General features: G+C 34.9%; 11 protein-coding genes. 5 read left to right on the forward strand and 6 right to left on the reverse strand.

Annotated features, from left to right (window positions below; genetic code table 11):
- Nucleotides 1–55: 55 nt before the first annotated feature.
- Entirely contained in the window at nt 56–1582 is a 1527-nt protein-coding gene (gene purH / locus ORI89_RS11065) for a bifunctional phosphoribosylaminoimidazolecarboxamide formyltransferase/IMP cyclohydrolase (protein ID WP_268230543.1), read from the reverse strand.
- Nucleotides 1583–1736: 154 nt separating this feature from the next.
- Nucleotides 1737–2312, reverse strand: coding sequence for a phosphoribosylglycinamide formyltransferase (purN, locus tag ORI89_RS11070; RefSeq protein ID WP_268230544.1), 576 nt, complete (start codon nt 2310–2312; stop codon nt 1737–1739).
- Nucleotides 2313–2527: 215 nt separating this feature from the next.
- Between purN and ORI89_RS11075 the strand changes: the two genes are divergently transcribed.
- Complete coding sequence (locus ORI89_RS11075) at nt 2528–3028, forward strand: redoxin (RefSeq protein WP_268230545.1); 501 nt, start codon at nt 2528–2530, stop codon at nt 3026–3028.
- On the opposite strand, the gene ORI89_RS11080 is transcribed toward ORI89_RS11075, so the two are convergent.
- The 4 genes from ORI89_RS11080 to ORI89_RS11095 are packed head-to-tail and all read right to left on the reverse strand — an operon-like array spanning nt 3025 to nt 7143.
- Nucleotides 3025–4464 (reverse strand): serine hydrolase domain-containing protein, encoded by a 1440-nt coding sequence (locus tag ORI89_RS11080; protein ID WP_268230546.1) that lies wholly within the window; start codon nt 4462–4464, stop codon nt 3025–3027. The two genes, ORI89_RS11075 and ORI89_RS11080, sit on opposite strands and share 4 nt — an antisense overlap.
- 26 nt (nt 4465–4490) lie before the next feature.
- The gene (locus ORI89_RS11085; protein ID WP_268230547.1) at nt 4491–5228 is read right to left on the reverse strand and encodes a LytR/AlgR family response regulator transcription factor; all 738 of its coding nucleotides are present in this window, start codon (nt 5226–5228) and stop codon (nt 4491–4493) included.
- Complete coding sequence (locus tag ORI89_RS11090) at nt 5221–6258, reverse strand: sensor histidine kinase (RefSeq protein ID WP_268230548.1); 1038 nt, start codon at nt 6256–6258, stop codon at nt 5221–5223. Before ORI89_RS11090 ends, ORI89_RS11085 begins: the two co-directional genes overlap by 8 nt.
- A gap of 15 nt (nt 6259–6273) precedes the next feature.
- Nucleotides 6274–7143, reverse strand: a complete 870-nt coding sequence (locus ORI89_RS11095; RefSeq protein WP_268230549.1) for a LiaF transmembrane domain-containing protein — start codon at nt 7141–7143, stop codon at nt 6274–6276.
- Nucleotides 7144–7412: 269 nt separating this feature from the next.
- Here ORI89_RS11095 and ORI89_RS11100 point away from each other — a divergent pair, with 269 nt between their 5' ends.
- From ORI89_RS11100 to ORI89_RS11115, 4 genes are all read left to right on the forward strand, one after another.
- Nucleotides 7413–7748: a DUF3276 family protein gene (locus ORI89_RS11100; RefSeq protein WP_268230550.1), complete on the forward strand. Its 336-nt coding sequence runs from the start codon at nt 7413–7415 to the stop codon at nt 7746–7748.
- Between the two features lie 223 nt (nt 7749–7971).
- Entirely contained in the window at nt 7972–10098 is a 2127-nt protein-coding gene (locus ORI89_RS11105; protein WP_268230551.1) for a S9 family peptidase, read from the forward strand.
- A 213-nt stretch (nt 10099–10311) separates the two neighbouring features.
- A complete protein-coding gene (locus ORI89_RS11110) occupies nt 10312–11103 on the forward strand; it encodes a hypothetical protein (protein ID WP_268230552.1) in 792 nt (263 codons plus the stop codon).
- A 7-nt stretch (nt 11104–11110) separates the two neighbouring features.
- Nucleotides 11111–12277: a 1-deoxy-D-xylulose-5-phosphate reductoisomerase gene (locus ORI89_RS11115; RefSeq protein ID WP_268230553.1), complete on the forward strand. Its 1167-nt coding sequence runs from the start codon at nt 11111–11113 to the stop codon at nt 12275–12277.
- Nucleotides 12278–12334: the final 57 nt, after the last annotated feature.

The raw sequence follows: 12334 nt of genomic DNA on the forward strand, positions 1-12334 counted from the left end.
GCGATAGAGAGGAGAATGTTTATTATTCTCCTCTCTATAATAAATTGTATTGTTTTTAATGTTTAAAATGTCTTACTCCAGTGGTAACCATTGCAATTCCTTTTTCGTTGGACATATCAATTGATAGTTGATCTTTTATCGATCCTCCAGGTTGCAATACTGCAACGACTCCTGCGTCTCCAGCTATTTCAACACAGTCGGGGAATGGGAAAAAAGCATCTGATGCCATAACACTTCCTTTGATATCGAAACCAAAAGATTGTGCTTTTTCAATAGCTTGCTTTAGGGCGTCCACACGTGATGTTTGACCTACTCCTGAAGCAATTAAAGTATTGTCTTTTGCAAAGACAATAGTATTGGATTTAGTGTGTTTTACAATTTTATTAGCAAAATATAAGTCAGCCAACTGTGCTTCTGTAGGTTCTACTGTAGTGACAGTTGTCATCTTTTCAGGCCCCTCAATCGTATTGTCTTTATCCTGTAAGATCACACCGTTTAGTAATGTCTTAAACTGATCTTTAGCTAGTGCTATAGGTTTACGCTTTAAGATAATACGATTCTTTTTTGCTGTTAGTACTTGTATTGCGTCAGCAGAATAAGAAGGAGCAATTAGAACTTCAAAGAAAAGGTCGTTAATTTCCTCTGCTGTTTCTTTATCTACTTCTGTATTCGTAATTAGAACTCCTCCAAAGGCAGAAACAGGGTCGCACGCTAGGGCATCTAACCAAGCTTGTTTAACTGTTGGTCTTGATGCAACACCACACGCATTGGTGTGCTTTAAAATAGCGAATGTTGGGTCTTGAAATTCATCAATGATAGCAACTGCTGCATCAATATCTACTAAGTTGTTGTACGATAGCTCTTTTCCGTTTAGTTTGTCGAACATGGCGCCTAATTCACCAAAGAAGGTTCCTTTTTGGTGCGGATTTTCTCCGTAGCGTAAAGTTTGAGCCTGCTGTAACGATTGTTTAAATACTGGTAAAGGATTTTCTTGGTTGAAGTAGTTGAATATAGCTGTGTCGTAATGTGATGATGTATTAAACGCACGTTTCGCAAATTCTTTACGCTGCTGTAAATTGGTTGTGCCTTCTTGTGTTGCTAAGATATTTTCTAAAACTTTATAATCGTCTTTTGATGAAATGATAACAACATCGTTAAAGTTTTTAGCTGCAGCACGAATGAGTGATATTCCACCTATATCAATTTTCTCTATAATGTCTTGCTCTGACGCTCCAGAAGCAACAGTTTCTTCAAAAGGATAAAGGTCAACAATAACAAGGTCTATTTCAGGAATGTCGTATTCTACAAGTTGTTTTTGATCTGTGTCGAGCGGGCGACGGGCAAGAATACCTCCAAATATTTTAGGGTGAAGTGTTTTAACACGTCCCCCTAGGATTGAAGGATAACTTGTTAAATCTTCAACAGGTACAACGTCAACTCCTTGTTCACGGATAAAAGCCTCCGTACCGCCTGTAGAGTACAAAGTAACTCCGTATTTATTTAAAAGTTGAATTAGGGGTGCTAGGTTATCTTTGTAATAAACTGAAACCAAAGCGTTTTTAATCTTAACAGGATGATTCATTATTATATGTTTGGAATCCGCAAAGATACAAATATTGGCTAATATTTGTTTATATATTTTAGATTTGCGATTAGTGGGGGCTTTTAGGGAATATTTTCTTGGTAGTGGCCATCCCATCTCACTTCAATTAGACGGAATGGCTAATTAGAGGGGGCTAATTGTATTTTTTTAGCAAATTTTCTATGATGCGCGGATAATATTGATGCTCTAGCTGTTGTCCTTTGAATTTAAGAATTTCAAGAGTGTCTTCCGGCTCAACTTTAAATCTAGCTTGGTGTATCACTTCTCCTTCATCAAAATTTTCATTAACAAAATGAATTGTTATTCCATGCTCTTCTTCTTTTGCTTCCAGCACTGCTTGATGAACTTTATCGCCATACATTCCTTTTCCTCCAAACTTTGGCAATAATGCAGGGTGAATATTAATTATTTTATTGGGAAATGCTTTTAAGAGGTTTTCAGGAACAAGCCATAAAAAGCCTGCTAAAACAATAATATCTATGTCTAATCTTTTAAGTATATCTAATATTTCATCAGATTTATAAAATGCTGTTTTATCAAATGTATGTGAGGGAATTTCGAAATTGTCAGCGCGTTGAAGTACATAGGCATCCATATTGTTGCTTAAGATTAATGATACTTCACCAATTGTAGAATATTTGAAATGTTCCATTATTTTTTGGGCATTGGAACCAGAGCCTGAAGCAAAAATAGCGATACGTTTCTTCACAATATGAAATTTTTAAACCGTGAATATTGATTTTTACCCAAATATATGGTAAATTTTGCACAAAATGGCGAATTTGCGTCGTTTCGAATGATTTAGTAGAAGGAAAATAGAGAGTCGAAGACAATATAAACAAGTGCTCTTATTTTTACTGTATATAATTGTTTGACTTATTAAATTAATATAGTGTTCAGTAGTTGGTTTTAATATTTGTAATTATGCGTTATTATTTACGTTTGAGGGGATTTTTATTAGTTCTTTTTTTTATAGTTGGTTTTAGGCTGTTTGGACAAGTAGCAAACGAACAACTTCCGACTTTGAGTAGTATACATCATTGGACGGATAAGGCAAAGTCTTTAGAAGATGCTTTGCCGAAGTCTGGGCGTATCCTTTTTGTGTTTTATGACCCAGGATGCGGTAGTTGCCAGGAGCTAGGTGCGGGTATAGCTAAAAGTGATTCTAAAATAAAAAACACACAAATTTTTTTTATTAGTATGCATGATAATGATTTGGTTGATGGCTATATCAATATGCATGCAAAGAATTTGAAAAATATGAAGAATGTTTCCTTCTGGAAAGACCCAGGTACAGAATTTATCGAGAAAATGAAACCCACAAATTACCCCGCAACTTATTTATTTGATGCCAGAACAAAAAAGTTAATAAAGAGCTTTCAAGGAGAAAGTAAAATAGAGAAAATGACTCCTATTTTAAATTAGTTGTCACTGGATAGCAGCTTTTCCATGAGTTGACTACTGGTGAAATCTACCGAAGTTGCAGAATTTGATAAAACAACCAAAGCAGTTTTTGTGTCTGGAGATATAGCAATGTAAGAGCTGCTGCCTCCAGTACCGCCTGCATGATGGAAATATATTAAACCGTCAAACATACTCATGTGCCAGCCTAGTCCCACATCGATAGAATTCGGTCCAAAAGCAGTAAATTGACGAGTTAGTGCCATTGCGTATTGAAGATCGGTTTCTGTCATTTTGAATTGTTCAAGAGAAAAGATCATAAGATCTTTTATAGTAGATTTCAAACCGCCTGCTGCTAACATGGATTGCCATGACCAAACAGGCACTTCCAGACCACTTTGATCATATACTTTGCTGAAAAAGGCTGCGTTTTTTTGATCTACTTTATCAGAAGTGTTGCTAAGTGATAATGGTGTTAAGATTACTTCATGCAAGTATTCCATATATGGTTTGCCGGTTATCGTAGAAATCAATTCACCTAGTAAACCGAAACCTAGATTACTATAATTGTAGGTGTCAACATTCTCTGGATCTGCTTTGTAGTTTTTTAGAAAGCTATATAAATCTTGTGTCGTATAATTTGCGTACGGATCTTTATCGTTAAATTTAGCGTCTGTGTTCCAGTTGCTTGGAAGACGTGGTAGGCCAGAGGTATGGTTGGCTAAGCTTTTAAAGGTTATCTCTTTTATGTCCGGATTTGCACTGACCGAGTCAGGAAGATATTTAGCTATGGAACCTTCTAAAACTATTGTTTTTTTATTTACAAGCTCTGCCAATAAAACAGAGGTGAATAATTTTGTAATCGAACCAATTTCGTAAATACTTTCTTCAGTAGGCAGTGTCTGGTTGTTTTTCTCGGTCTCGCCGTAAAAATAAGTTTTGTACTTGTTTTGGTGAAATAAAGCGATTGATAATGATTGCGTACTATTTTTCTTTAAATAACTATTCGCAAGAGAGTCAATATACATGTCAAGTGTCGCTACTTTCTCTATTTTGTTGGTCGATTCGAACTGTTGCTGTAAAATGGGCTTAGGACGTGCACTTGGCTCGAATAATAATGTGTGAAATCGTATGTCCTTGTCTAGCCCTAGTTTTAGGTGAAGATAATTTTGATCAAATTGTAATTCGTAAGTTGCAATATCCTGGTCAAAAGATAATGGTTTAGAATCTGTTATTTTACCTAATTGATAAAGGTTGCTAAGGACGAAGCCGAGGTGTTCTACACTAATTTGTTTTTTAAAGCTATCAGATGCTAAATTATAAATTGAGTCTGTCATCTGTGTATTGATAAAGTACTCAATTTTATTAAAGACCCCTTTGTTTATCTGTTCTGCTTTGTCTTGTGCAAATACAGTTATTGTGATGAACAATAGAAAAGTAATATGTATTAGTTGCCTCATAGCAACAAAATTACGTAAACAATTATTTACAAACCAATTATTTGTTTAAGCCGGGCATAACCAGATTTGCTAATGTTTATTTTTTCTCCATTAATAAGTGTTGCTATATAGCTTTCTTTTTCTAATAATTCAATTTTAGCAAGCTGGTCTACTTTTGCGATGAACGATCGGTGTACACGCACAAACTGCTTAGGGTCTAATTGTTTTTCAAAAGAAGTCATTGTTTTGTTTTTTAGAAATACGCCTTCTTTGGTATGTATTTTTACATAATCGTCGTATGCTTCTAAGTGTGAGATTTGTTGTACGGGAATTATTTTTATTTGGGTACCATTTTTAACAACTATTCTTTCGAGAATTTCTTCCTCCATTATTGAGTTTAGTTTATCTGTATTAGTGGGAGCAGAAAGCGTGTTGTAGTTATTTTTGAATTTAATGATAGCTTGCTCAAAACGATCTTTACTGATGGGTTTTAAAAGATAGTCAATAGCACTTTTTTCAAACGCTTTGATCGCGAACTCATCAAACGCAGTTGTAAATATGACATTAGGAATTTTATCTAGCAGTTCAAGCATTTCGAAGCCGGTAAGCTTTGGCATCTGAATGTCTAGGAACACTAGGTCAGGATCATGTTGTTGTATAGCTTTTGCACCTTCAAAACCATCGCTACACTCTGTGATAACAGATATGTCATCGTATTCTTTCAAATAATCGGCTATAATAAGCCTTGCTAAAGGTTCGTCGTCAATAATAATAGCCTTAATCATATTGAGGTATTTTTATGGTAGATGTGAATATATTATTTTTAATACTAGTTTCTAATAAGTCTGTACGGCTGTATAGGAGAAATAAACGTCGGTTTATACCTGATAAACCAAAACCTGTCCCTTTATTGCTCTCGAACTGGTCGTTATCGAAAGGGTTTGTAATAGAGATATAGAGTAGATGATTCTTTAACTCTATGTCTACCGTTATCTCAACATCTCCAATTACATTATACAAGCCAAATTTGATAGCATTCTCTAGTAAAGGTTGTATAATCATTGGTGGAAGCTGTGTCTGCATGGCGTCTTCTTGTACGCTAAAAGTGGTAGTTAATCTATGTCCAAATCGAACTTTTTCAATATCTAAGTATAATTTTAGATGTGTTATCTCGTCTGCAAGAGGTATTAATTGTTTATCATCTTTACGCATTGTCCCTCGCAAGAAGTCAGAAAGTTGAAACGTCATGTTTTTAGCCTCTTCGGGTTTACAAGCGATTAGTGCGATTATCGAATTTAGGCTATTAAATAAAAAGTGTGGTTGTAATTGTTGGCGTAAGTTGTAAAGTTCTGCATCACGAAGTATGCGTTCCGATTCTTCTTTTCTTTTCTTATTGGCTTCGTATTCTTCTTGTATATTCCAAAATATGTTGATGATGATAACACATAGTAAGAGCAAAAAGTTGATGACGAACCGGTAGGGCAATACCTCATAAAAATGATTGTTCGAAAAATCATCAAAAAGCTGATTGATAATAAAATAGGTAAGGCCGACACTAAGAGTAGTTAACACCAAACATATTAAGGTGATTTTTAGGTATTGTCTCTCTTTTGGTAAGTAAAACTGTAAAGTGCTATAAATAAGATAGCAGCAGGTCGTGATTGACAGCGCTCCAATTAATGGTTCGTAAGGTAACACGTGTAGTGGCATATTATCCCACCAAAGTAAAAAGTAAGAAACTAAAAAGTATAATATAAAAACAGTCCAAGAACTAACGTGGATCAAGCGGTTTTTAGATGTCAAGATAAAAGCCATTTTTACACTTCTTAATTAGCTATTTTTTATGGTTATATTCCCGAAAATGGATGTCCCCGTAATGTATAAGCTTTTGTTTGGGTCTATTGCATGGGTGAGTATTACTCGACGGTCGTCATTTTCACTTAATATCGAAGAAACAGTAGTAACAATAACCCAATGTGGTGGAACAATTATTTTAGTGCTTCCAAATAATTGAAAAACGTCTAATGCTATTGGTTGCTGTAAGTCAGCTTGTAGTAAATTGATTTCTGTGCTACCAAAAACATTTGTTAATGTACCTCCTAAGAAATTTTTTGAAAAAATTATTTTCTTCGCATTACCAAAAACTGAATCAACTTTTATATAATTTTCTCCAGCATAATATTGATTTGTATATGACTCTGTCTTTTGTTTATTAATGGTATTTTCTTTCGTTTCAAAGGGTGATTGATACTCTGTGGAAATATCTTCGGCTATATGTACTCTCTTATCCCAGTCGAAATTATCTTCTTCTTTTAAAGGTGGTTGTGGGGGGTAAATAGGAGGAGGGGCTGCTTGCCTATTTCGCATTATTAGATAAATACCCAAAATTATTGCTGCTAAAGGAATAAGTACACCTCCAAAAGGTAGATGTAATGCTTTCTTTAATAGAAATAAACCTCCTATAGCTACTAATATAATTGATGATTTTTTTTCAAATTTTGAATTTACTCCAATCACTAATCCAATGATGATAAGTATTATTTCCCAACCAAATAGCCAACGTGGAAACCACAAGCCAAAATCCATTGTTTTCAAAAGCAGTACAATACCAAGGAAAATAATAATTGTTCCAATAATATTAGAGCTCCTGTTATTACTAGGTGGTAATGGCGGTGGTGTTATTTTATCTCTTTCCATCATCTCTTTGTTTTAATTAACTATCCCAAAAGTAGAATAATACTTTTTGATCGCGTAGCTAAAATAGGCAATACGGTGAAGTTTTTCGGTAAGTGGTACTTTTTTGTCGGTAAAAAATAATGATAGCTTTAATTTTCGTTGATTTTTGACAAATTGTATGTGATCAAAGATAAATAAATTATTTTTTTTGCTTAAAATTTGGTTGATTGAAAGTAATTATTATATATTTATAAAAATAAATAAGGATTTAAAATTAAATACTTGCAATACTAATGGGAGATTTTGAAAACAAAGAGCGCGAAGAAGTATTTTCAAAAAAGGTGAGAGCTGGAAAACGTACTTATTTTTTTGATGTAAAAGCGACCCGTTCTAATGATTACTACGTAACCATAACGGAGAGTAAAAAACGGTTTGAAGATGGTCAGTTTATCAAGCACAAAATATTCTTGTATAAAGAAGATTTTGAGAAGTTCGCTGAAGGTTTAACAGATGTGGTTGAGTATATTAAAGCCAACCAAGAAGTAGTTGAAAAACGATACGAGCCAAATCAAGAAGATTCAGCATACAACGGTACAGAGTATGCGCAGAAAGATGATTTTTCTTTTTAAAGCTACTTTACAAAAAAACAGAATTAAGCCACTTTTAAGTGGCTTTTTTTATATCATTATAAATGGGTTTAAGTTTTTTCCTACGTTAATATTCTTAAATTAGCGGATTAAAAGAAAGCTAATAAATACCAAGGGGGATTAGAGAGTATATAACTCTAGAGGACTTAATGAAATTAATAATTGGATATATTGTTAGTTCTTCAAAAAATCAAACTTTATACATATGAGTAAGAAAATTATTTTAATCTTTTCTGTAGTTCTTTATGTCTTTACATTAGGTGCTCAGCAAAAAGACTTAAATTTTGAACAAGCCTGGGGAAGAGAAAATTCTGTTACAAAGTCTATCAATCAATATAGAGGTTGGGCAGATGAAAATCACTTTATTGAATATGATGCCTTGGAGAAACAAGCCTATAAAGTTCATGTTAAAACCGGAGAGCGTAGTAAATATGTTCCTTTACCTAAGGCTGATGTGCGCGTATTTATTAAGGATAAGGATGTTTTTATACAGTATGGAAGTGAGGCAGCTAAGCAATTAACATATACCGCAGACGTTGAAGAGAAAAATCCGACACTATCTCCTGATGGTAATCATGTTGCATTTACGCGTGCTAATGATTTGTATAGTGTAGATGTACGTGATGGTAAAGAAGTCAGATACACACAGGATGCAACTGATGTTATCTATAATGGATGGTCGTCGTGGGTTTACTATGAAGAGATTTTAGGCAGAGCTACAAATTATAAAGCGTTTTGGTGGTCTCCTGATAGTAAGCAGCTTGCATTTATGCGGTTTGATGATACAGAGGTGCCTATGTTCCCGATTTATGTTTCGAAGGGTCAATATGGAAGTCTAGAAGAAACCCGTTATCCTAAAGCAGGGGACGCCAACCCTAAGGTGCGGGTAGGCTTTGTAGAGGTAGAGGGGAAAGCTCCTGTCATCTGGGCTGATTTTGACGAAAATACTGATCAATATTTTGGAGAACCCTACTGGAGTTATGATAGTGAGTCTATTATGGTTCAATGGATGGATAGAGATCAGAAAAATTTGAAATTTTACGCAGTAAATCCTATTGACGGAAGTAAAGTGGAAATATATGACGAAAAACAAGAGAGTTGGATCAATTTAGATCATGACGAACGGATTACCTATTTGGCAGATAATAAACACTACATACTTAAATCTGATAAAAGTGGTTGGGCTCATTATTATTTATATAATTTAAAAGGAGAACTATTAAATGCTATTACAGAAGGAAAATGGCAGGTTTCTTCTCTTCAATATATTGATGAGAAGGAAAGGGTCATTTACTTTACAGCAAGGCGTGAAAATTCTGCTACCCAAGACTTGTATAAAGTTGATTATTCGGGCAAGAACTTTAAACGACTTACTTTTGGCAATTATACACATCAAGTACAAGTGTCACCCAATGGAAAATATTTTATTACAAATTATTCGAATGTATCAACGCCTAATAAAGTAGCTTTATTGGATAATAAGGGTAATCTATTAAAAGAACTGGCAGATAGTCGTGCCGAAGATGCTACAAGCTTTAAAATAGGTAAAACAGAATATTTTACAATTCCTTCAGAAGACGGAAAGTTTGACTTGCCAATAATTATTACCTATCCAGTAGATTTTGATGAAACAAAAGTTTACCCTATGGTGATGAGTATATATGGTGGGCCTGACGCAGGAACTGTTCGCAACACGTGGAAGGGAACAGCTAATCAATTTTGGGCACAAGAGGGGATTATTCAAATAGCGGCAGATCATAGAGCATCAGGGCATTTCGGAAAGGAAGGAGTTGCATGGATGCATAGGAGTTTAGGTAAGTGGGAAATGATAGATTATGTTACCGTTGCAAAATGGTTGAAAGCTAAACCTTGGGCGGCTAAGGATAAGCTGCTAATTACAGGACACAGTTATGGAGGCTATATCACATGTCTGGCGTTGACAAAATCTTCTGAATATTTTGATTATGGTATTGCTGGCGCCCCTGTGACAGGGTGGGAGCTTTATGATACGCACTACACAGAGCGTTGGATGGATCGCCCGCAAGATAATCCTAACGGTTATAAAGAAGGGTCTGTTCTGACATATGTTGACGGCTATAAGGGTGGTTTGCGCCTTATGCACGGCGATTTAGATGATAATGTGCATTTGCAAAACACGATGCAGTTGGTGGATGCTCTTACCGATAGGTCTGTGCCTTTTGAATTAATGATATATCCAGGAAGTAGACATGGCTTTGCGCGTTCAAAATCGGAATATGATTTTGGAGAACGGGTTCGTTTTTATTACCAGTATCTACTTAATAAGCCGGTTCCAGCTAGTTTTAAACGCTAGTTCAGCGACAGTATAATAATTTTAAAAATCGCAGGCTATAATTATAGCTTGCGATTTTTTTATAAAATAATATTGAAATGTGTAAAAAACAGAAAAGTAATTGTTATTATACTGTGTTTTTTTAGTTACTTGACGTGTAAAAAGTTTAAAATAAATGGATTTCATTGTTGTATATTAAAAATTATTACATATTTGCATAATTAAATAAATGACATGTTTCAAGATTTGAAGAATAGTACTTTTAAGGCGAATGAAGTTTTTTTGCGAGCAGTTTTTGTTCTGAGGAAACACTATTTTTCTATTGCAGGACTATGTTTCTTGTTGTTTGTTACGTCAAATTTATCTTCTTATTTGGCCTTTACAACGCAAGAAACGTTAGATTTTTCCTTCCGCGTTTTATTGTGTTTGTTATTCTTAACACTTTTTTTTGGCACACAGCTCGTGCTGATAAAACGAGCTATTTTACTTGCACGGGGAATAGAGCATAGTTATCTTAAAAATTATATACCTAGTACACGACAATTTATAAGTTTTTTGTTGGGCTTTGTTGTGTATTCTCTTTTGCTAGGAATAGTCTATTTTGTGACCTCGATATTAACCTTCCCTTTAGTGTATATGGGGGCGAGTGTTGATACGGTTAGTTATGAAGTAAATCCTTTTTTGACAGGGATGTTTATGTTGTTTGTACTCATGCGGATTACTTTTTTTCCCTACTTTATAGTAGATAAGGAATTTAATTTATTTCGTTCTTTTCGGATGAGTTTGGCCTTGACAAGAGGTAATGTTATGAAAATATTTTTGTTAGTTTTGGCTTTAGGTACCACATATCTACTACAGGTGTTATCGGAATATTTGAGTTACTTTATTCTTGCTAAGATATTCAGCTTTATCAATACCTTTGTAGTTATTCCATCTGTGAGTATAGTTATGGCGATGGCCTATAATGATATGATGGACGAATATAGTGGGGAGGAAGACCCAAAGTTATTGGAAAATATAATATAGTAGTACATTGAGTATAAGAAAAGTTGCCATTTTAGGCTCTACTGGAAGTGTTGGTACTCAGGCTTTAGAAGTAATTAGAGCTTTTCCTGAACTTTTAGAAGTAAGTGTTTTAACTGCTGCATCAAATGCTGAAGCGCTTATTGCACAGGCGATTGAGTTTAAACCTAAAGCCGTTGCCATTACTGATGAACGATGTTTTGAACAGGTTAAATTAGCCCTCAATAGTTTGGGTATTACAGTTTATACCAGTGAAGCAGGTCTTGTGGAGGTTGTACAGTATGATGAAATAGATGTTGTACTAAATGCTATTGTTGGCGCAGCTGGTTTGAGACCAACAATTGAAGCCATTCAAAAGAAAAGAGACATCGCCTTAGCAAATAAGGAAACCTTAGTAGTAGCGGGAGCCTTGATGATGGATATGGTGAAGAAGTACGATGTTAAGATGCTGCCCGTTGACTCTGAGCATTCCGCTATTTTTCAATGTCTGGTAGGAGAACAAGCGAATCCTATTGAGAAAGTAATTTTGACAGCGTCGGGAGGACCTTTTCGGGGTAAAAAAAGAAGTTTTTTAGAAAAGGTAACGAAAAAAGAAGCTTTAAAGCACCCAAATTGGGTGATGGGAGCCAAGATTACGATAGACTCAGCATCACTGATGAATAAAGGTTTAGAGGTGATTGAAGCAAAATGGTTATTTGATTTAAGTGTTGATCAAGTTGAGGTTGTTGTCCATCCGCAATCGGTTATACATTCTATGGTCCAGTTTCAAGATGGTTCTATTAAGGCTCAAATGGGGCTGCCGGATATGAAGTTACCTATACAAAATGCATTAACCTATCCTTATCGGCAACAAAACAGTTTCGAGCGCTTTGATTTTCTCAAATATCCATCATTAACATTTGAACCTGCAGATACTGGTACTTTTCGAAACCTAGACTTGGCTTATCAAGCGCTAAGGGAAGGGGGAGATCGTCCATGTGTTTTAAATGCGGCAAACGAAGTAGCTGTAGATGCTTTTCTTCATGACCAACTATCCTTTTTAGGAATGAGTGATTTAATCGAAGCGACAATGTGTCAGTTGAATGTTGTAAAGGAACCTAATTTAGACGATTTAATTGAAATTGATAGGGAAAGTCGTATCATGGCACGGGATTTAATAAATAAAAATAAAAGATAATAGGTGAGGTTTATTGTAAAATTGTACTTTGTCTTCATGTCTATAACGAACGAAAAT

This window comes from Sphingobacterium sp. UT-1RO-CII-1, from assembly GCF_026711005.1.
GTDB lineage: Bacteria > Bacteroidota > Bacteroidia > Sphingobacteriales > Sphingobacteriaceae > Sphingobacterium.